The sequence below is a fragment of the Enterobacter sp. DC1 genome (assembly GCF_000568075.1).
GTDB classification, from domain to species: domain Bacteria; phylum Pseudomonadota; class Gammaproteobacteria; order Enterobacterales; family Enterobacteriaceae; genus Enterobacter; species Enterobacter asburiae.
Map to the genome: position 1 here is coordinate 861,176 of NZ_AZUA01000001.1, position 20,935 is coordinate 882,110.

Annotated in this window: 19 protein-coding genes; 9 read left to right on the forward strand and 10 right to left on the reverse strand. The window is 60.4% G+C overall.

Features of this window, described 5'->3' with window-relative positions:
* Nucleotides 1-10: 10 nt before the first annotated feature.
* The 4 genes from astB to astC are packed head-to-tail and all read right to left on the reverse strand — an operon-like array spanning nt 11 to nt 5,058.
* Nucleotides 11-1,336, reverse strand: a complete 1,326-nt coding sequence (gene astB, locus P346_RS17325; RefSeq protein WP_032657890.1) for an N-succinylarginine dihydrolase — start codon at nt 1,334-1,336, stop codon at nt 11-13.
* Nucleotides 1,323-2,810, reverse strand: a complete 1,488-nt coding sequence (gene astD, locus P346_RS17320; RefSeq protein WP_032657893.1) for a succinylglutamate-semialdehyde dehydrogenase — start codon at nt 2,808-2,810, stop codon at nt 1,323-1,325. The genes astB and astD overlap by 14 nt, the downstream gene beginning before the upstream one ends.
* A complete protein-coding gene (gene astA, locus P346_RS17315; RefSeq protein ID WP_032657896.1) occupies nt 2,807-3,841 on the reverse strand; it encodes an arginine N-succinyltransferase in 1,035 nt (344 codons plus the stop codon). The genes astD and astA overlap by 4 nt, the downstream gene beginning before the upstream one ends.
* Nucleotides 3,838-5,058 carry a succinylornithine/acetylornithine transaminase gene (astC, locus tag P346_RS17310; RefSeq protein WP_032657899.1) on the reverse strand — a complete coding sequence of 407 codons (1,221 nt, stop codon included), beginning with the start codon at nt 5,056-5,058 and terminating at the stop codon, nt 3,838-3,840. Before astC ends, astA begins: the two co-directional genes overlap by 4 nt.
* Before the next feature lie 433 nt (nt 5,059-5,491).
* Here astC and xthA point away from each other — a divergent pair, with 433 nt between their 5' ends.
* The 6 genes from xthA to P346_RS17280 all read left to right on the forward strand — a co-directional run bounded on the left by xthA (nt 5,492) and on the right by P346_RS17280 (nt 11,667).
* Entirely contained in the window at nt 5,492-6,298 is an 807-nt protein-coding gene (gene xthA / locus P346_RS17305; protein ID WP_023311273.1) for an exodeoxyribonuclease III, read from the forward strand.
* Nucleotides 6,299-6,304: 6 nt separating this feature from the next.
* Complete coding sequence (locus P346_RS17300) at nt 6,305-6,988, forward strand: TVP38/TMEM64 family protein (RefSeq protein ID WP_032657902.1); 684 nt, start codon at nt 6,305-6,307, stop codon at nt 6,986-6,988.
* 15 nt (nt 6,989-7,003) lie between these two features.
* Nucleotides 7,004-8,164 (forward strand): ABC transporter substrate-binding protein, encoded by a 1,161-nt coding sequence (locus P346_RS17295; RefSeq protein WP_032658323.1) that lies wholly within the window; start codon nt 7,004-7,006, stop codon nt 8,162-8,164.
* Nucleotides 8,137-9,666: a thiamine ABC transporter permease gene (locus P346_RS17290; RefSeq protein ID WP_032657905.1), complete on the forward strand. Its 1,530-nt coding sequence runs from the start codon at nt 8,137-8,139 to the stop codon at nt 9,664-9,666. Before P346_RS17295 ends, P346_RS17290 begins: the two co-directional genes overlap by 28 nt.
* A complete protein-coding gene (locus P346_RS17285; protein ID WP_032657906.1) occupies nt 9,666-10,286 on the forward strand; it encodes an ATP-binding cassette domain-containing protein in 621 nt (206 codons plus the stop codon). Before P346_RS17290 ends, P346_RS17285 begins: the two co-directional genes overlap by 1 nt.
* 73 nt (nt 10,287-10,359) lie before the next feature.
* Nucleotides 10,360-11,667, forward strand: a complete 1,308-nt coding sequence (locus P346_RS17280; protein WP_032657910.1) for a rhodanese-like domain-containing protein — start codon at nt 10,360-10,362, stop codon at nt 11,665-11,667.
* On the opposite strand, the gene P346_RS17275 is transcribed toward P346_RS17280, so the two are convergent.
* Together P346_RS17275 and P346_RS17270 are read right to left on the reverse strand one after the other, a co-directional pair.
* Nucleotides 11,664-12,281, reverse strand: a complete 618-nt coding sequence (locus P346_RS17275) for a CDP-alcohol phosphatidyltransferase family protein (protein WP_032657913.1) — start codon at nt 12,279-12,281, stop codon at nt 11,664-11,666. The two genes, P346_RS17280 and P346_RS17275, sit on opposite strands and share 4 nt — an antisense overlap.
* Entirely contained in the window at nt 12,274-12,843 is a 570-nt protein-coding gene (locus tag P346_RS17270; RefSeq protein WP_032657915.1) for a carboxymuconolactone decarboxylase family protein, read from the reverse strand. The genes P346_RS17275 and P346_RS17270 overlap by 8 nt, the downstream gene beginning before the upstream one ends.
* Before the next feature lie 75 nt (nt 12,844-12,918).
* Here P346_RS17270 and P346_RS17265 point away from each other — a divergent pair, with 75 nt between their 5' ends.
* Complete coding sequence (locus P346_RS17265; RefSeq protein WP_032657918.1) at nt 12,919-13,335, forward strand: pyrimidine (deoxy)nucleoside triphosphate diphosphatase; 417 nt, start codon at nt 12,919-12,921, stop codon at nt 13,333-13,335.
* On the opposite strand, the gene P346_RS17260 is transcribed toward P346_RS17265, so the two are convergent.
* Entirely contained in the window at nt 13,295-13,573 is a 279-nt protein-coding gene (locus P346_RS17260) for a DUF1496 domain-containing protein (protein WP_029742006.1), read from the reverse strand. The genes P346_RS17265 and P346_RS17260 overlap by 41 nt on opposite strands.
* A 228-nt stretch (nt 13,574-13,801) precedes the next feature.
* Here P346_RS17260 and gdhA point away from each other — a divergent pair, with 228 nt between their 5' ends.
* The gene (gene gdhA / locus P346_RS17255; RefSeq protein WP_032657919.1) at nt 13,802-15,145 is read left to right on the forward strand and encodes an NADP-specific glutamate dehydrogenase; all 1,344 of its coding nucleotides are present in this window, start codon (nt 13,802-13,804) and stop codon (nt 15,143-15,145) included.
* A 127-nt stretch (nt 15,146-15,272) separates the two neighbouring features.
* On the opposite strand, the gene P346_RS17250 is transcribed toward gdhA, so the two are convergent.
* The 3 genes from P346_RS17250 to P346_RS17240 form a co-directional block, all read right to left on the reverse strand.
* Nucleotides 15,273-17,186, reverse strand: a complete 1,914-nt coding sequence (locus tag P346_RS17250; protein WP_032657921.1) for a DNA topoisomerase III — start codon at nt 17,184-17,186, stop codon at nt 15,273-15,275.
* A gap of 4 nt (nt 17,187-17,190) precedes the next feature.
* Entirely contained in the window at nt 17,191-18,234 is a 1,044-nt protein-coding gene (gene selD, locus P346_RS17245) for a selenide, water dikinase SelD (RefSeq protein WP_008500702.1), read from the reverse strand.
* Nucleotides 18,235-18,350: 116 nt separating this feature from the next.
* Nucleotides 18,351-18,902, reverse strand: a complete 552-nt coding sequence (locus tag P346_RS17240) for an NAD(P)H nitroreductase (protein ID WP_023327148.1) — start codon at nt 18,900-18,902, stop codon at nt 18,351-18,353.
* A gap of 167 nt (nt 18,903-19,069) precedes the next feature.
* Here P346_RS17240 and sppA point away from each other — a divergent pair, with 167 nt between their 5' ends.
* Nucleotides 19,070-20,926 (forward strand): signal peptide peptidase SppA, encoded by a 1,857-nt coding sequence (gene sppA, locus P346_RS17235; protein WP_032657923.1) that lies wholly within the window; start codon nt 19,070-19,072, stop codon nt 20,924-20,926.
* Nucleotides 20,927-20,935: the final 9 nt, after the last annotated feature.

The following is a 20,935-nucleotide window of genomic DNA, read 5'->3' on the forward strand; positions in this document are numbered from 1 at the left end:
ATCCACTCCTTTAGCGCTGGAACGGGTAAACCGATCCCAGCTGCAGGATTGTCGATAACGCGTCCAGCGCCTCGCGCCCTTCACGCAGAAGCTGCGGATCAACCAGATCCGCCTGCGTCAGACGATCGCGATAGTAGCGGTCAACCCAGTCATTCAGCCGCGTAAAGAGCGTATCGTTCATCATGACCGCCGGGTTTACCGCCTGCATTTCGTCCTGGGTCAGGACCACGCGCAGACGTAAACAGGCGGGACCACCGCCGTTGGCCATGCTTTCGCGCAGGTCAAACACGCGCAGTTCGTCAATCGGGTTATCGGCCTTCACCAGCTCCGTCAGGTAGCGCCACACGCCTTTGTGATCCCGGGACTCCTGCGGCAGGACCAGCATCATGCTGCCATCGTCACGGCTGAGCAGCTGGCTATTGAACAGATAGGTTTCTACCGCGTCCTGCACGCTCACCGCCTCCGTGGGCACCTGGACTGGCGTGAAGCCGCGCACGCGCTCATGCAGCGTGGCGAGCAGCTTCTCCTGATGGGCAAACGCCTGCTCGTGGCAGAACAGCACCTGGCGGTTAGAGACGGCAATCACGTCGTTATGGAACACGCCCTGGTCAATCACATGCGGGTTTTGCTGGGCAAAAACCGCCTGGGAAGGATTGACCTGGTTCAGGCGGGCAACCGCCTGGCTGGCCGCCAGCGTCTGACGAGCAGGATAACGGGTTGGCGCGGCGTGCCCCCCCTCTTCTCGCCCGTAGATAAACAGCTGCAGGCCCGGGTCGCCATAGTCGCCCCCCAGGCGGTTATGGTTGGCCGCGCCTTCGTCGCCAAACATCGCCACCTGCGGCAGGGCCTGATGTACCTCAAAATGTGCGTCATGGTTGAAAATGGCGCGCAGCACGCGCTCGGTGGTTTCCGCTTCGGTGGCGCGGTGGAATTTGTTATTCAGGTTCGCCACCGTCAGATGAACTTTTCCATCCAGCGTGTCGGCTGACGGCGCGACGGTCGCCGCGTTTGCCACCCACATAGAGGAGGCAGAGCTTGCCGCGGAGAGCAGGTGCGGCGTCTGCGTACCCGCTTTTTCAACCACCTGCTCATCAGTACCGCTAAAGCCGAGCTGACGAAGGACCGCCACGTTCGGGCGTTCCTGCGGCGGGATCACCGCCTGCGGGAAACCGGCATCCGCCAGCGCCTTCATTTTTAGCAGCCCCTGCTTCGCCGCCAGCTTCGGGTTGGAAACCTGAAAACGGTGCTTCGTCGAGGCTTCATTACCAAAAGAGAGACCGGCATAGTGGTGCGTCAGCCCCACCAGCCCGTCAAAGTTAACCTCACGCGCTTTCATGACGATCCCCTCCGGTAAAATCCAGCCCCGGATTAAGCGTCTCCGGCAGCGTCAGCGCCGGGGTTTCCAGGCTCGCCATCGGCCACGCGCAGTAATCGGCGGCATACCACGCGCTGGCGCGATGGTTGCCCGACGCGCCTACGCCGCCAAACGGCGCAGTGCTCGCGGCCCCGGTCAGCGGTTTATTCCAGTTCACAATCCCGGCGCGCGCTTCCAGCAGCAGTTGGTCAAACTTCTCGCGATGCGGTGAAATCAGCCCGCTCGACAGGCCGTAGCGGGTGTTGTTCGCCATCGCAATGGCCGCATCGAAATCGTCATAGCGCCAGACGCAGAGCAGCGGGCCAAAGATCTCTTCATCCGGCACGTTGCTCGCGCCGCTCATCTCCACGATGCCCGGCGTCAGCAGCGAGGTACCCGGCTGAACCTGCTTCGGCTCCAGCAGAGTTTTCGCGCCGCGCGCGACGTGGTCCTGCCAGGCCTTCAGCACGTTCAGCGCGGCCTGTTCGGAAATCAGCCCGCCGATAAACGGCTGCGGGTCGGCATCCCACGCGGCAGGCACCAGACGCGCGCTCACCTCTACCAGACGCTTCAGGAAGGCATCCCCCTGTGCGCCACGTTTCACCAGCAGGCGGCGGGAGCAGGTGCAGCGCTGTCCGGCGGTAATAAAGGCGGACTGAATCGTCAGGTGCACCGCAGCGTCAATATCGTCAGGGTCTTCCACAATCAGTGGGTTGTTGCCGCCCATCTCCAGCGCCAGGATTTTCTCCGGCTGCCCTGCCAGCTGGCGGTGCAGCTGATAGCCCGTACCGGCGCTGCCGGTAAACAGCAGGCCGTCGATATCGCTCAGCGCGCTGAGCGCCTGACCGGTTTCCCGCCCGCCCTGCACGAGGTTCAGCACGCCCGGCGGCAGGCCGGCCTGTTCCCACAGCTTAACCACCGCCTCGCCGGTGAGTGGCGTTAACTCGCTCGGTTTGAAGATGACGGTATTGCCCGCCAGCAGCGCAGGCACAATGTGGCCATTCGGCAGGTGTCCCGGGAAGTTATACGGGCCAAACACCGCCAGCACGCCGTGCGGACGGTGGCGCAGCGTGGCCGCGCCGTCCGGCATGTCGGTGTGCTGTTCGCCGGTGCGGGTGTGGTACGCCTTCACCGAAATGGCGATTTTGTTGATCATCGCCGTCACTTCGGTTGTCGCTTCCCAGCGCGGTTTACTGGTTTCAGACGCGATGATGCGCGTCAGTTCGGCCTTGTTTGCCTCCAGCAGCCCGGCAAACTTTTCAACAATTTCCTGGCGCACGGCGAAAGGCTGTTTTGCCCACGCCGGAAACGCGCGGCGCGCGGCACGGCAGGCCTGTTCTACCTGCGCGGCGCTGGCGTCATGCCCCTTCCAGAGCACCTCTTTTCCAACCGGATTGGTCTTTACGCGCTCTTCGCCTTCGCCCGTTACCCAGTCACCGTTAATCCATAATGTCATGCTGTTTTCTCCTCAGGGCAGAGACGCACCAGGCGAACCGTATCGCCGGCGTTACATTTCAGGGCATCCAGTTCTGCAGCCGTCAGCACCAGACGTTCACATTTCGGGTTGGTACGCACCAGCATGGCGCGGAAATTGGCGTAATTTTCGTTCGACACCAGACAGGCGGGCCAGTCCCCCGGCGCGGGCTGACCTTCAGAGACCTCAAGCAGACGGCTTTTACGGATCGCGCGCACGCGGTCGATATCGCACTCAAGCGTTGGGCCGCCGTCAAAGATGTCGACATAGTTCCGGTAGCGGAACCCTTCTTTTTCCAGCACCGCGCGGGCGGGCGCGGTCTGCGGATGGACTTCGCCAATCACCGCCTGCGCTTCCGGGCTGAGGAAATGGGTATAGATAGGATGCTTCGGCATCAGTTCGGCGATAAAGGCTTTCTGGCCGGTGCCGCAGAGATAGTCCGCCCGGCTGAACTCCATCGAGAAGAAGCGCTCGCCCAGGCTCTCCCAGAACGGCGAGTAGCCGGTGTCGTCGATCACGCCGCGCATCTCTGCGACCACTTTTTCGTTAAAGCGATCGCGGAAGGCGGCCATAAACATAAAGCGCGATTTGGAGAGCAGATAGCCGTTGCCCTCTTTGCGCCACGCCGGGTCGAGGAACAGCGTGCAGAGCTCGCTGGCGCCCGTGTGGTCATTGCAGAGAAACAGCGTGGGCAGCGCGTTATAAACGTTCAGCTCTTTCGAGGCGTGAACCATGGTGCCGACGCGGTAGTTGTACCAAGGGTCGTTAAGCCCGACGGCCACTTCAATGGCGCAGATCCCGGCTACGGTCCCCGTGTCGGTGTCTTCCAGCACGAACACATACCCCTGTTCGCTTTTTGGCAACGTCCCCTGCCAGGTTTGCAGGGCGCGCTCAATGCGCGCCGACAGCGTTTTTTCATCGGCAGGAAGCGAGGTCAGCCCGCCTCCCGTCTTACCGGCAAGCTGCATGAGCCCGGCGATATCGCCGCGCTCAACGGGACGGATGACCATCATGATGACACCCCGGATTTCACTTTTTCACACGCCAGCGCAAAACGGTCCAGACCGGTTTGCACCTCTTCCTCGCTGACGATCAACGCAGGCGCGAAACGCACCACGTTGGCACCGGCAATCAGCACCATCACGCCCACTTTTGCCGCTTCCTGTGAAATAAGTTTAGCTTTTCCGGCAAACTCGGCGGTGAGCTCGCAGCCGATTAACAGCCCCAGACCGCGAATTTCTTTAAACAGCCCCGTTTTGCCGTTGATGGCATTCAGGCGCTCGACAAACCAGTCGTGACGCTGCTTAACGCCTTTCAGCACCTCAGGCGTGTTAATGATGTCCAGAACCTGACCGGCGACGGCGGTGGCCAGCGGGTTGCCGCCGTAGGTGGTGCCATGGGTACCCACGGTCATTACGCTGGCGAATTTATCGGTGGTCAGCGTCGCGCCAATCGGGAAGCCGCCGCCCAGCGCTTTGGCGGTCGAAAGCACGTCCGGCGTCACGCCGTAGTGCATATAGGCATACAGCTCGCCGGTGCGGCCCACGCCGGTCTGCACTTCGTCGAAAATCAGGACCGCGTCGTGACGGTCGCACAACTCGCGCAGCCCCTGCAGGAAGGCTTTTTGCGCCGGAAGCACGCCGCCCTCGCCCTGCATCGGCTCGACGATCACCGCGCAGGTGGTGTCGTTAATCAGCTCGCTGGCGGACTGCAGATCGTTATAAATACCGTGACGGATATCCGGCGGCAGCGGGGCGAAATCCTGCGAGTAGGAAGGCTGGCCGCCCGCGCTGACGGTAAAGAGCGTGCGCCCGTGGAAGGCATTTTTAAACGCCACGATGCCGCTCTTGTGGGTACCAAATTTATCGTGCGCATATTTGCGCGCCAGCTTCAGCGCCGCTTCGTTGGCTTCCGCCCCCGAGTTGCAGAAAAAGACTTTTTCGGCGAACGTCGCGTCGATCAGTTTTTTAGCCAGGCGCAGCGCAGGCTCGTTGGTAAAGCCGTTACCGGTATGCCAGAACTTCGCCGCCTGGTCATTCAGCGCCTGACGCAGCGCAGGGTGCGCATGACCCAGCGCGTTGACCGCAATCCCACCTGCAAAGTCGATATACTCTTTACCCTGCTGATCCCACAGGCGCGAGCCTTCCCCACGAACCGGAATAAAAGCCGCCGGAGCGTAAACCGGCATCATCCATTCATCGAAATTTTCACGCGTAATTGACAGAGACATAGCGACCTCATCCGGTAAATAAAAAGTTATTTGAATGTTAAATAATTGGGTGTTTGCACTGTGAATGTAGATTGCAGCCTTCGTGCCAGCCAGCGATAAAATTGCATAAACGAGTTGAGGTAACAGAATATCAATAAGTTACGCCATGGAGTTATTCACTGTTAGTGCATAAAAAGTGAATATTTTTACGACAAGCGGCGCTTTGCCGCATGAAAATCAGAAAGAGTATGCACAGGCCAAATATAATTCTGGAATTGTGATCGCTCGCGAAATTTATCGGTCATTTACGCCCTGTTTGAGGGCGAGGCGCGTCAGAATGGTGCAAATATTGCACCACCGGCATTATCTGTCGCAGTTATTGGCCGAACCCGGTAACAGTTGCCGCAAATTCTGCTACCATCCATGCACTATTCACCTTGCACTGGCAGCGACTATGAAATTTGTCTCTTTTAATATCAACGGCCTGCGCGCCCGCCCCCATCAGCTTGAAGCTATCGTTGAACAACATCAGCCAGATGTGATCGGCCTGCAGGAGACCAAGGTTCACGACGACATGTTCCCCCTCGAAGAGGTGGCGAAGCTCGGCTACAACGTCTTCTATCATGGGCAGAAAGGCCATTACGGCGTTGCGCTGTTGACCAAAGAGACGCCAGTTTCAGTCCGCCGCGGGTTTCCCGGCGATGACGAAGAAGCACAGCGCCGCATCATCATGGCGGAGCTGCCTTCCCCGCTGGGGAACATCACCGTGATTAATGGTTACTTTCCCCAGGGCGAGAGCCGCGACCATCCGACCAAATTCCCGGCCAAAGCCAAGTTTTATCAGGATCTGCAGAACTACCTGACCACCGAACTCAATAAAGACAATCCGGTGCTGATCATGGGTGATGTGAATATCAGCCCGACCGATCTGGATATTGGCATCGGTGAAGACAGCCGCAAACGCTGGCTGCGCACCGGGAAATGCTCCTTCCTGCCGGAAGAGCGCGAGTGGATGCAGCGTCTGCTGGACTGGGGCCTGGTGGATACCTTCCGTACCGCCAACCCTGACACGCAGGATCGCTTCTCGTGGTTTGACTACCGCTCAAAAGGCTTTGACGACAACCGCGGTCTGCGCATCGACCTGCTGCTGGCCAGCTCGCCGCTGGCAGAGCGCTGCATCGAAACCGGGATCGACTACGAGATCCGCAGCATGGAAAAACCGTCTGACCACGCGCCGGTGTGGGCTAAATTCAAGCTGTAATGACGCGTGAACATTCGAAAAACACTTTTCCTGTGCGCCCTTCTGGGCGCATTTATTCTGACGTTTGTCATGCTTCCCCCTGGCACGCTCTCCCTGGAAGGGATTAAAACCCACAAGCAGGCATTACTCTCCCATGTTGACCACGCGCCGCTGCGAAGCGCGCTGATCTTTTTTGCGCTCTATGTCGTGGTCTCCGCCCTGTCGATCCCCGGCGCGGCGATCCTCACCCTGCTGGGCGGGGCGTTATTTCCCCTGTGGGAAGGCACCGTGCTGGTCTCGTTTGCCTCCACGCTCGGGGCGACGCTTGCGATGCTCGCCAGCCGTTATCTGCTGCGCGAATGGGTCCAGCGTCGTTTTGCTCAGCAGATGAAAACGGTGAACGCCGGGATGGCGCATGACGGCGCGGGCTATCTTTTTGCCCTGCGCCTGATGCCGCTGTTCCCGTTTTTCCTGGTGAATTTGCTGATGGGGCTGACCCGCATTGGCGTATATCGCTACTGGTGGGTCAGCCAGGCAGCCATGCTGCCCGCGACGGTTGTGTTTCTGAACGCCGGGCGCGAGCTGGGGAAAGTGGCGTCGCTGCGCGATATTTTGTCGCCGGGCATGCTAATCGCCTTTACACTACTGGGGTTATTGCCGCTGGCGACGCGCCGGCTGTTTTCCCGTTATCTCCCGTCTGTTAAAAAGTGAGGCATTATGCGCCGTGTGCGTTTTTGCGCGTTCCTGACCGGTCTGCTGCTGGCACCCCCCCTGTGTGCCGCCGAGGGCTGGCACGCTATCCAACAGCAGGCCAAAGGCCAGACCGTCTGGTTTAACGCCTGGGGCGGCGATCCGGCGGTCAACCGCTACCTTGAGTGGGTCAGCGGTGAGATGCAAACGCACTACGCCATTACCCTAAAAATCGTCCCGCTGGCGGACGCCGCCGATGCGGTAAAACGGATCCAGACGGAAGCCGCAGCGGGGCGTAAGGCCAACGGCTCGGTTGACCTGCTGTGGGTCAACGGCGAAAACTTCCGCACGTTGAAAGAGGCGAACCTGCTGCAAACCGGATGGGCGCAGGCGTTGCCAAACTGGCGCTATGTCGATACCCGTAAACCCGTCACGGAAGATTTTGCTATTCCCACAGACGGGGCAGAATCCCCGTGGGGCGGCGCGCAGCTGACCTTTATCGCCCGCAAAGCCAGCATGCCGACGCCGCCTGAAGATCCTAAGGCGCTGCTGGCTTACGCGCAGCAGCACCCGGGCAAGGTCAGCTATCCTCGCCCGCCCGATTTTACCGGCACGGCATTTCTTGAGCAGCTGCTTCTGACGCTCACCGATCGCCCTGAGGCGTTACAAAAGGCGCCCGATGAAACGTTTAATCACGTTACGGCGCCGCTCTGGGCCTACCTCGATAAACTGCACCCGCTGCTGTGGCGCGAAGGCAAAGACTTTCCCCCTTCACCCGCGCGGATGGATGCCCTGCTTGCCAGCGGCAGTCTGAACCTGTCGCTGACCTTTAACCCGGCCCATGCGCAGCAGAAAGTGGCGAGCGGCGAACTGCCTGCCGACAGCTACAGCTTTGGTTTCCATAGCGGGATGCTCGGCAACGTCCACTTTGTGGCTATCCCGGCCAATGCCGGTGCGAGCGCGGGTGCAAAAGTGGTCGCTAATTTCCTGCTGTCGCCGCAGGCGCAAATCCGCAAGGCCGACCCGGCCATTTGGGGAGACCCGAGCGTACTGGATGCGAAAGCGCTGCCCGAAGGTGACGCGAAACCGCTGCTGGCCCACACGCCTCAGGGGCTGCCGCAGGTGCTTGCCGAGCCGCAGTCCGCCTGGGTGAACGCGCTGGAGCAGGAATGGCTGCGTCGTTACGGCACCCGCTGAGCGGGCTTGTCTGGCTGGCGATGGCGGTGATTTATCTGCCGATCCTGCCCGCCAGCGTGATGCTGTTAGCACCGGCGTTTTCCGTGACAAACTGGCATCAGCTGCTGAACGACCCGCAGCTGCCGCAGGCGGCCGTCGCCACGCTGGTCTCAACGCTCATCGCCACGCTGGGGGCGTTGCTGATTGCCCTTTTCCTTATCTGCCTTTTGTGGCCCGGTCAACGCTGGCGACGCCTCTCTACCCGCCTGCCGTGGCTATTGGCGATCCCCCATGTGGCGTTCGCCACCAGCGCGTTACTGCTGTTTGCCGAGGACGGTCTGTTTTATCAGGTCTGCACCGTCTGTACGGCTCCGTTTGACCGATACGGCGTCGGGCTGGGCCTGACGCTCGCGGTCAAAGAGAGCGCGTTCGTGCTGTGGGCCATTTACGCCGTACTGCCGGAAAAACGGCTCGCGCAGCAGAAGGTCGTCCTGCAAACCTTTGGCTACGGGCGTTATCAGACGCTCAGCTGGCTGATCCTCCCGGCGATCGCGCCTGTTCTGGGCGCGGTGATGCTGGCGGTGCTGGCGTGGTCACTCTCGGTCGTGGATGTGGCGATCGTTCTCGGGCCCGGCAACCCGCCCACCCTGGCCGTGCTGGCCTTTCAGTGGCTAAGCCAGGGCGACGCCGAGCAGCAGGCGAAAGGAATGCTGCTGTGCCTGCTTCTCCTCCTGCTGCTCGCCGCGCTTGCCGCCCTCGGGTACGGCCTCTGGAAGGCATGGCGTCGCACGATCCCGAACCTCGCGGGGACGCGCCCCCGGACTCAGCGCGTCCTGCCTGAGCGGCCATTCAGCGGGTTACTGCCCGCGTGCGGCATCCTGTGCGCCGCGGTACTGCTGATGCTGGCGCGCGGGGGCGACGTGGGTCCCGTGGGGACCAGCCTTTCCTTCGGTCTGCTGTCGAGCCTGATCGCCCTCATCGTCATTTTTCTCTGGCTGGAATGGGGACCGCAGCGCGGCGCAGCGTGGGTGTGGTCACCGCTCGCCCTTCCAGCGCTGCCGCTCGTCACCGGACAATACTTTATTGCTTTGCGTCTGGGACTCGACGGGCGCTATGCCGCCGTGCTCTGGAGCCATCTGCTGTGGGTGTTGCCGTGGATGCTGCTGGTTCTGCAGCCCGCCTGGCGACGGATCGATCCCCGACTTATTCTTACCGCCAGAACGCTCGGCTGGCGACGGGCGAAAATATTCTTACTGCTGAAATGCCCCCTGCTGGTGCGCCCTGCGCTGCTGGCCTTTGCCACCGGCTTTTCCGTCAGCATGGCGCAATACATGCCGACGCTGTGGCTTGGTGCGGGGCGTTTCGCCACGCTGACCACCGAAACCGTCGCGCTCAGCAGCGGGGGCAGCATCCCCGTTCTCGCCAGCAGGGCGCTGGGATTGCTGCTGGTCACGGGCACGGTGTTCGGTCTTGCCGCCCTGATATCCCGGCTCGCAGGCCGCTACCGTCAAGGATTACGATAATGCTAAAGGTAAATCATCTCACCATCGAACCGCTTTTCCGCGAGGTCAGTTTTTGCGTTCCTCGCGGTGAGATCGTTACCCTGATGGGGCCGTCAGGCAGCGGCAAATCTACCCTTTTTGCGTGGATGGTCGGCGCGCTGTCAGACGATTTTCAGGCGCAAGGCGAACTGTGGCTCGACGCGCGTCGCTGCGACCGCCTTCCCGTTGAATCCCGCGGGCTGGGCATCCTCTTTCAGGACGCGCTGCTGTTTGAACAGTTCAGCGTCGGGCAAAATTTGCTGCTGGCGCTGCCAGAGCGGATCGTCGGACGCGCGCGTCGGGAAGCGGTCGAGCAGGCGCTGGATTCCGCCGGGCTGAGCGGTCATTACGCCAGCGATCCGGCCACCCTCTCCGGCGGGGAGCGGGCCCGGGTCAGCCTGCTGCGCGCCCTGCTCGCAGAGCCGCAGGCGCTGCTGCTGGACGAACCGTTCAGCCGCCTCGATAAAACGTTGCGCACGACGTTTCGGACATGGGTATTTGACGCCGTCCGCACGCGCAATATCCCGGTGGTGCTGGTCACGCACGATGAGGACGATATTCCGCCCGGCGGCGAGCTGATTGAGATTTCTCGCTGGCAATAATGTGCTAACGCAATGTTTTCCATTTCCGGAGAGACGACAATGCCCCCCTCTTTTACTGACGTCAGGTTATTCGATGAAACGTGTTTCTCAACTGACCGCGCTGGCCCTGCTTTGCGGCCTCGCTTCCTTTTCCTCTCTGGCGGCTGATATGGCCAACGCGATGACGCTGTCTCAGCTTCAGGCGCAGCGCGGCACGCCTGTCGACACCCGTCCCAGCGCGTTTTACAACGGCTGGCCGCAGACCCTCAGCGGCCCCTCCGGGCATGACCCCCCCGCACTCAACCTGGCTGCCGCCTGGCTGGGCGCAATGAGCGACGAGCAGATTGCGAGCTGGGCAAAACAGCATCAGCTTACGCCCGCAACGACCATCGCCCTGTACGGCGACGAGAACGATAACCTGGCGGTGAAGTCCCGCCTGGAGAAAGCCGGATACCGCCACGTCTCGCTGCTCAGCGACGCGCTGCAGACGCCCGACCGCCTTCAGCGCCTGCCCCACTTTGAACAGCTGGTTTACCCGCAGTGGATCCACCGCCTCCAGCAGGGTAAACCCGTGACCGCCGCGCCGGCGGGTGACTGGAAAGTGATTGAAGCCGCCTGGGGCGCACCGAAGTTTTACCTGCTGAACCACATTCCCGGCGCGGGCTACATCGACACCAACGAGGTGGAAAGCGAGCCGCTGTGGAATAAAGTCTCCGACGACAGGCTGAAAGCGATGCTGGCGAAGCACGGGATCCGTCACGATACCACCGTCATTTTGTATGGCCGCGACGTTTACGCCGCCGCGCGCGTGGCACAGATAATGCTGTATGCGGGCGTGAAGGATGTGCGCATTCTCGACGGCGGCTGGAAAGCGTGGTCAGATGCAGGCCTGCCGGTTGAACGCGGCACGCCCGGTAAAGTAACGCCAGCCCCCGATTTCGGCGCGCCGATCCCCGGCCAGCCGCAGCTGATGGTTGATATGGAACAGGCACGCGGGATGCTGCACCGTCAGGATGCCTCCCTTGTCAGCATTCGTTCGTGGCCGGAGTTCATCGGCGAAACCAGCGGCTACAGCTACATCAAGCCAAAAGGTGAAATAGCCGGTGCCCGCTGGGGTCACGCGGGCAGCGACGCAACCCATATGGAAGATTTCCATAATCCGGATGGCACCATGCGCAGCGCGGACGATATTGCCGCCCAGTGGAAGCGCTGGAATATTCTGCCGGAACAGCACGTCGCGTTTTACTGCGGCACCGGGTGGCGGGCGTCAGAAACCTTTATGTACGCCCGGGCGATGGGCTGGAAGAATGTCGCCGTCTATGACGGCGGCTGGTACGAATGGAGCAGTCACCCGCAGAACCCGGTCACTACCGGAGAGCGCGGGCCAGAGAGTGCGCTCTAAGGGTTGAGTGACTTCAGCGTCACATAGCCGCTCCAGACGCGCGTTGTGGTGGTCAGCCAGCACAGCGCGCCGAATACCCACGCGAATAGCGCAAAGTGTGCCGGGAAGAGGCAGCACAGCACGAACAGCGCGATGGTCTCCGTCCCTTCCGTTAACCCACCGATGTAATAAAACGACTTGTGCGCGTAGCCGGGGTTGTCGATATCGTGCTTTGCGGCCAGCGCCGCAAACGCCAGAAAGCTGCTGCCGGTACCGATAAACGCAAACAGCAGCCAGGCGGCCGCGAGCGCATTCTCTGCGGGAGCCGCGAGCGCAAAGCCAAACGGCACCAGGGCGTAGAACAGAAAATCGAGCGCGATATCGAGAAATCCCCCCGCATCGGTCAGCCCTCTCCGGCGCGCCAGCGCGCCGTCCAGTCCATCCAGCAGGCGGTTAAGCACGATGGCGACCAGCGCGGCCGGATACCAGCCGAGGGCCAGAAACGGCAGCGCCAGCACGCCGACGGCAAACCCGGCCAAGGTCAATCCGTCGGGCGTGATGCCCGGCTTATCCAGCACGGAAACCAGACGATTCAGAGCGGGTTTTACCCGCGGATGAAGATGGCGGTCAAACATGGGGAGTCTCGTTAAACGTGGCGCACAGCCCCTGCGCCGGAATATCCAGCGCGGCATTAAAGCGGGCGGAAAGATTCTGAAACGCAATGAGCGCCGTCATCTCGGTGATGGCCTCGTCCGTGAAGTGGCGCTTCAGCGCCGTTCTGATAGCCTCATCCGCCCGGGGCGGCGTGGCGGTCATCGCCTCGGCGTAGGCCAGCGCCGCGCGCTCTTGCTCGGTGAACAAGGCGGAGTCATACCAGTTGCCCACGGCCTGAACCTTATCCAGCGCGCCGCAGCGCTCGGCCAGCCGCAGGCTGTTGGCATCAATACAAAAAGCGCAGTGACAGAGCTGGGACACCCGCGTCATGAGCAGCGAACGAAGCGCGGGCGTCAGGCGCGCGCGACGGCGCTCCAAAAAACCGACAAACAGCGCCACCAGCCAGAACAGACGCGGCATGCGTCCCCACCAGCGTGTGGGATTGAGCACCGCGCCAAAATGCTTTTTCTGCATGGCGGCAATCGGTTTAAGGCTGGCGGGAAGGGATTCGAGGGGGGCAACCCAGGCGGTAGTCTCTTTCACCTGATTCTCCTGATTACTGGACTCTGAGAAAGGGCACGATAATATGTCTTTTTTCGCTATCAATTATTGACGACCATGCTGAAAACACTCGATGTCGTTGCCGCCATTATCGAAAAAGACGGCAATATTTTACTGGCGCAGCGCCCTGCCCATGCCGACCAGCCGGGAATGTGGGAATTTGCAGGCGGTAAAGTCGAGGCCGGAGAAACCCAGCCAGAAGCGCTTATCCGCGAGCTGCGTGAAGAGTTGGGCATTGACGCCCTGCCGGGGCAATACGTGGCAAGCCACCAGCGGGAAGTGTCGCAGCGGTTGATCAACCTGCATGCATGGCACGTTCCTGCTTTTCGCGGCGAGCTCACGGCGCACTACCACAGCGCGCTCGCGTGGTGTACGCCGGAAGAGGCGTTTGGCTACGCCTTAGCTCCTGCGGATATTCCGCTGCTGGAAGCGTTTATTGTTTTACGCGACGCCAGACCAGCGGGTTCGTGCTGATGGCGCGCTCGTCGCGCTGGCACTGCAGCAGAATGCCGTCCGCTTTCACAACGGCCCCTTCCGAGTAGTTCTGATTCTGATAGATACAGCACTGATTGCAGGGCTGCACCGTTTGGTTCTGGCCGCTGGAGCTAAAGACTTCCGGCGGCACATTCACCTCCACGTCCGGGAGAATGGGGTTGGCCTGCACGCCTGCGGTAAAGATCAGACATAACGCGGTGAGTAGATAACGTTTCATAGACACATCTTCCAGTAGTTCCTTGATAATGACTATAACGGTAAACCCGAGCGGAACCTTTAATTTATCTCTTCATCGCTTTTAGTTATGACGCCCGCCCTCTCATTAATTTCCCTTTCGGCATAAATTTCTGCTTGCCTCACAAAGCGGTACGGGTGGTATAGTCAAAAAAACAACACAAATCGCATAAGTAATAAACATAAAATACGATAAGAGGTTCTTATATCTATGGATCAGACACGCTCTCTGGAAAGTTTCCTTGCCCATGTTCAGCAGCGCGACCCGCACCAAAGCGAGTTCGCGCAGGCCGTGCGTGAAGTTATGACCACCCTGTGGCCCTTCCTTGAACAAAACCCGCGTTATCGCCAGATGTCTCTGCTTGAACGCCTTGTCGAGCCGGAGCGCGTGATCCAGTTCCGCGTAACGTGGGTTGACGATCGCAATCAGGTACAGGTTAACCGCGCGTGGCGCGTACAGTTTAACTCGGCCATTGGCCCGTTTAAGGGCGGCATGCGTTTTCATCCGTCCGTGAACCTGTCTATTCTGAAATTCCTCGGCTTCGAGCAGACCTTTAAAAACGCCCTCACCACGCTCCCGATGGGCGGCGGCAAAGGCGGTAGCGATTTCGACCCGAAAGGCAAAAGCGAAGGCGAAGTGATGCGCTTCTGCCAGGCGCTGATGACCGAACTCTACCGCCACCTTGGCCCTGACACCGACGTGCCTGCCGGTGATATCGGCGTGGGCGGACGTGAAGTGGGCTTTATGGCCGGGATGATGAAAAAGCTCTCCAACAACAGCGCCTGCGTCTTTACCGGCAAGGGGCTGTCGTTCGGCGGGAGCCTGATCCGCCCGGAAGCGACAGGATACGGCCTGGTTTACTTCACCGAGGCGATGCTCAAGCGCCACGGTTTAGGCTTTGAAGGCATGCGCGTCGCGGTGTCCGGCTCCGGTAACGTGGCGCAGTACGCGATTGAGAAAGCGATGCAGCTTGGCGCTCGCGTGGTGACCGCCTCTGACTCCAGCGGCACGGTGGTGGATGAAGCAGGCTTCACGGCAGAGAAGCTGGCGCTCCTGTGTGAAATCAAAGCCAGCCGCGACGGTCGCGTGGCGGATTATGCCCGGGAGCTTGGCCTGACCTACCTCGAAGGTAAACAGCCGTGGGGCGTGCCGGTGGATATCGCCCTGCCGTGCGCCACGCAGAACGAGCTGGATGCAGACGCCGCGCGTACATTGATTAGCAACGGCGTAAAAGCGGTGGCCGAAGGGGCGAATATGCCGACCACCATCGATGCGACGGACCTGTTCCTGGAAGCGGGCGTGCTGTTTGCGCCGGGCAAGGCCGCTAACGCGGGCGGCGTGGCGACCTCAGGCCTCGAGATGGCGCAAAACGCCGCGCGTCTCGGCTGGAAGGCGGAGAAAGTGGATGCGCGCCTGCACCACATCATGCTGGATATTCACCATGCCTGCGTGGAGTACGGCGGCGAGGCGTCGCAAACCAACTACGTGCGCGGGGCGAATATCGCCGGATTCGTGAAGGTGGCGGATGCGATGATTGGGCAGGGTGTGATTTAAAGTTTATATCGTGCGGCCGGGTGCCCTCACCCCGGCCCTCTCCCACAGGGAGAGGGAGAAAACCGGGCGTATCAGGCCGCAGAGCGGCTTTTCGCCGGGTGGCGGCTGCTCCTTACCCGGCCTACGGTTAAGAGGCTGCCGCGCTCTTTTTCTTCTTGAACGGTTTCTTCGCGCCGCCACCGGGCGCAACCATCCCTCTGAACGTTTTCACCGGCGTGCTGCGCGCCTGATCGATCAGCTGGTAAAGCGTCCCGACCAGCGGCTGCATAAAGTCCTGGTAGCGGCACTGCTTCTCGCTGATCTGCGTCAGCACCGATTCCCAGTGTGCGGTCATGTCCGGCCTGGCGGCCAGCTCTGGCAGAGAGTGGATTAGCGCCCGGCCCGGTTCCGTTGAGTGGATGTAGCGACCCTTTTTCTCCAGGAAGCCGCGCTTAAAGAGCAGTTCGATGATCCCCGCTCGCGTCGCTTCCGTCCCCAGACCGTCGGTGGCGCGCAGGATCTTCTTCAGATCTTTATCCTGCACAAATCGGGCGATCCCGGTCATCGCCGACAGCAGCGTCGCATCGGTGAAATGGCGCGGGGGCTGGGTCTGACGTTCAACCACTTCGCCCTTCTCGCACAGCAGTTCGTCATCTTTAGCGACCACCGGCAGCGGCGTGCCGTCGTTCTCTTCGTCGCGCTCTTTATTCCCCAGCAGCGTGCGCCAGCCTGCCTCTGCGAGGAAACGCGCTTTGGCGATAAACTTGCCTTTGGCAATCTCAAGCTCGATCACGCACTTGCGGAATACCGCGTCCGGGCAGAACTGCATCAGGTACTGACGGGCGATCAGGTTATAGACCTTCGCTTCGTTGTCGGTCAGGTTGACGTTGCTGGCGCGCGCCGTCGGGATAATCGCGTGGTGGGCATCGACTTTTTTATCATCCCAGCAGCGGTTATGGGTGTCCGGGTTTACCGCCGGCTGCGGGAGCAGATCCGGCGCGTGGACGCTGATGGCGTTCATCACCGAGTGGCGTCCGGCAAAGTGCTCTTCCGGCAGATAGCGGCTGTCCGAACGCGGATAGGTGATCAGCTTATGGGTTTCGTAGAGCTTCTGGCAGATATCCAGCACGTTCTGCGCGCTCAGGCCAAACTTTTTGGCCGCATCAATCTGCAGTGCAGAAAGCGAAAACGGCAGCGGCGCGGGTTCTGATTCCCGTTTATCGTTATAGCTGGTGACGATAGCGGGCTGCCCGGTAATGCGGTTAACCACATGATCCGCCAGCGGACGATGGAGCAGGCGCCCCTCTTCATCCTGGTACGATTCGCAGGCATCGCTCGGCTGCCAGACGGCGGTAAATCGTTCGTCTTTAGGCGTGACGATATGCGCTTTCACTTCAAAGAAATCTTTGGCGACGAAGTTTTCAATCTCTTCGTCACGACGCACGACCAGCCCCAGCACCGGCGTCTGCACGCGCCCCACGGAAAGTACGCCCTGATAGCCCGCATTACGCCCAAGAATGGTGTAGGCGCGGGTCATGTTGATGCCGTACAGCCAGTCGGCGCGAGCGCGGGCTAAAGCCGAGACGCACAGCGGAATAAACTCGCTGTTGGCGCGCAGGCGCGAAATCGCCCGCTCGACGGCCTGCGGGTTGAGGTCGTTGATCAGGCAGCGCTGCACCTGCTGGCGCTTTTCCGGCGCCAGCTCCAGGTAGTCCAGCACCTCATCCACCAGCAGCTGCCCTTCCCTGTCCGGGTCACCCGCATGCACGATCTCAGCAGCTTCATGCAGGAAGCGCTTGATCACGTTGAGCTGTTTGGTGACGGAGGGACGGGGCTGCAGGCGCCATTTTTCCGGCACGATGGGCAGATCGTTTAAATTCCAGCGGGCGTAGCGGCTGTCGTAGACATCCGGCTGCGCCTGCTCAAGCAGGTGACCAATACACCAGGTGACCACCTGCCCGTTGCCGCATTCGATAAAGCCGTCGCCTTTGCGATGCGGCTTAGGCAGCACGTCGGCAATGGCGCGGGCAAGGCTCGGCTTTTCGGCAATAAACAACCGCATCGAATTAACGGATCTCAATCATCGGACGACCGCCGCGCGCGGTCACCAGCTCGCCGATCGCCGTCAGGGTGATGCCGAACTCGGCGGCAGTGGCCTGAACCTCGGCTTCGGATTCCGGCGTGACCGCCAGCAGCAGGCCGCCGGAGGTTTGCGGATCGCACAGCAGGTTGCGCCACTCCTCAGGCATTTCGCCCATCAGGTGACCGTAGCTGGCGAAGTTGCGCTGAGTACCGCCCGGGACCGCGCCCTGAGCAATATACTCCTCCACGCCCGGCAGCTTCGGCACGTCCTGATACCAGACCTGCGCCTGCACGCCCGCGCCCTGACACACTTCAGAAAGGTGCCCCAGCAGACCAAAACCGGTGACGTCGGTCATCGCCTTCACGCCGTCGATATTGGCAAACGCCGCACCGGCGAGGTTCATCTGGCACATGACTTCCGTTGCCAGACCTTTGTGCTCCGGTTTCAGCAGGGATTTTTTCTCGGCGGTTGTCAGCACGCCAATGCCAAGCGGCTTGGTAAGGAACAGCTTGCAGCCCGCCTGCGCGGTGCTGTTTCGCTTCACGCGTTCGGTCGGCACCACGCCGGTGACGGCCAGGCCGAAGATCGGTTCGGGCGCATCAATAGAGTGACCACCGGCCAGCGCAATCCCCGCCTGCTGGCAGGCAAAACGACCGCCATCAATCACTTCACGGGCCACTTCCGGCGGGATGGTGTTGATCGGCCAGCCCAGAATGGCAATCGCCATGATCGGCTTACCGCCCATAGCGAAGATATCGCTGATGGCGTTGGTGGCCGCAATGCGCCCGAAGTCGAACGGGTTGTCGACAATAGGCATAAAGAAGTCGGTAGTACTGATAATGCTGGTGCCGTTACCTAAGTCATAAACTGCAGCATCGTCACGCGTTTCGTTGCCGACAAGCAGGTTCGGGTCGACAAACTTCGCCTGTTCACTGTGCAGGATGGTCTCCAGCACTTTCGGGGAAATTTTACAACCGCAACCGGCTCCGTGGCTGTACTGCGTTAAACGAATGGTTTGCTCGCTCATGGACGTCTCCTGTCATCTCAATCGCGCTATGGTAGCGCTCATTCCATAAAGAGGTAAGTATGACTGTCTGAATTCTGCGGCAGATGCTCAGAATCCAGACAGTTTAGCGTGCGTTATCAGAAACGGCTGACGAAAGGCGTGGTGTCCGGCACGCTGATGGTGCTGGAGGCTTTAAGCTGCGGGGTGCCGAGATAGAGGAAGCCGACGATTTTGTCATGCTCGCCGCAGCCAAAACCGTCACGGACCGCCGGGCTTTCGGTCAGCGCACCGGTACGCCAGATACCGTTAAAGCCCTGCGCGACGGCGGCCATTTGCATCGCCATCACCGCACAGCCTGCGGACATTTCCTGTTCCCAGACCGGCACCTTATGGCCAGCCTGGCATTTCGCCACGACGGCGATAATCATCGGGGCGCGGAACGGGGCATTGCGCGCCTTGTCGATACCTTTCTCATCCTGCCCGGCGGCAACCGCGCCCTGCTCCAGCAGCTGGCTGAAACGATCGCGGCCTTCGCCTTCAATCACAAAGAAGTGCCACGGCTGCAGCGTACCGTGATCGGGGGCACGCATGCCGGCACGCAGAATGTTCTCCAGCTGCTCGCCTGCCGGGGCAGGTTCGGCCAGACGGGAAGCGCTACGGCGGTTAACAAGCAGTTCGAGTGCGTCCATTGGTTAACTCCTTTCTTGAAATTTACTCACAAAATTAACACGACGGCAGATTTTGTTACAGCCTGGCAGGCGATTCCTGCTGACAAGTGGCGGTTGGGTCATTACGATAACCCAACATTACCGTCCAGTGGCGACGGAAACAGTCATTTTCTGGTTAGGGAGAATACATGCGAACCCTTTGGCGAATCATTGCCGGTTTCTTTAAATGGACGTGGAGACTGCTCAACTTCGTCCGCAACCTGGTGATGAATATCTTCTTCATCTTCCTGGTTCTGGTTTGCGCGGGCATCTGGATGCATATCAGCAACGCGAATCAGGCGCAGCATTCGACTCGCGGCGCGCTATTACTCGATATCACCGGCGTTATTGTTGATAAGCCGTCCACCAGCAGTCGCCTGAGCGTGATTGGTCGCCAGCTGTTTGGCGCAACCTCAGATCGTCTGCAGGAAAATTCCCTGTTTGATATCGTCGATACCATCCGCCAGGCCAAAGACGACCGTAACATCACCGGGATCGTACTGGATCTGAAAGATTTTGCCGGAGGCGATCAGCCTTCAATGCAGTACATCGGTAAAGCGTTGCGCGAATTCCGCGACAGCGGAAAGCCGGTGATTGCCGTGGGCGACAGCTACAGCCAGGGGCAATATTATCTGGCGAGCTTCGCCAATAAAATCTGGCTCTCCCCGCAGGGCACGGTGGATCTGCACGGTTTTGCCACCAACGGCCTGTACTATAAATCTCTGCTCGACAAGCTGAAGGTCACCACCCACGTCTTCCGCGTCGGCACGTATAAATCAGCCGTCGAGCCGTTTATCCGCGACGATATGTCCCCTGCCGCCCGTGAAGCGGACAGCCGCTGGATTGGCGAGCTGTGGCAGAACTATCTGGGCACCGTTGCCGCCAACCGCCAGATTACGCCCGAGCAGGTGTTCCCGGGCGCGCAGGGCGTGCTGGAAGGCCTGCGTAAGGTTGACGGTGATACCGCGAAATATGCGCTGGATAACAAACTGGTTGATGCCCTGGGCACCAGCGCCGAGATTGAAAAATCCCTGAGCAAGCAGTTTGGCTGGAGCAAAGAGGATAAAAATTACAGCGCCATCAGCATGTATGATTACTCGACGAAAAAGCCGGATGACAGCGGTAACAGCGTCGCGGTGGTGTTTGCCAACGGCGCCATCATGGACGGCCAGGAGACTCCAGGGAACGTGGGCGGCGATACTACCGCGTCACAAATCCGCGATGCTCGCCTGGATCCGAAAGTGAAAGCGATTGTCCTGCGGGTGAACAGCCCTGGCGGCAGCGTCAGCGCCTCCGAGGTGATCCGCGCTGAGCTGGCCGCGGCACGCGCCGCCGGCAAGCCGGTCGTCGTATCCATGGGCGGAATGGCCGCCTCCGGGGGTTACTGGATCTCAACGCCAGCCAACTACATTGTGGCTAACCCAAGCACGCTGACCGGTTCGATTGGCATCTTCGGGGTGATCAACACCGTGGAGAACAGCCTGGATTCCCTGGGCGTGCATACCGATGGGGTTGCCACCTCTCCGCTAGCGGACGTGTCGGTGACCAAATCCCTGCCGCCGGAAGTCTCTGAGATGATGCAGCTCAGCATTGAGAACGGCTATAAACGCTTTATCACCCTGGTGGCGGACTCGCGTAAAAAGACGCCTGAGCAGATCGACCAGATCGCACAGGGCCACGTCTGGACCGGCCAGGATGCGAAGAGCAACGGTCTGGTCGACAGCCTGGGCGATTTCGATGACGCGGTGAAAAAAGCCGCCGAGCTGGCGAAGCTCAAGCAGTGGCATATCGAGTATTACCAGGACGAGCCGTCGTTCTTCGATATGGTCATGGACAGCATGTCCGGCTCGGTACGCGCCATGCTGCCGGAGGCGATGCAGGCTTACCTGCCTGCGCCGGTCGCCACGGCAGCGAAAGCGATGAAGGCGGAAAGCGACAAGCTCGCGGCCTTTAACGATCCACAGAGTCGTTACGCGTTTTGCCTGACCTGCGCTAACGTCCGTTAAAAACCGTCC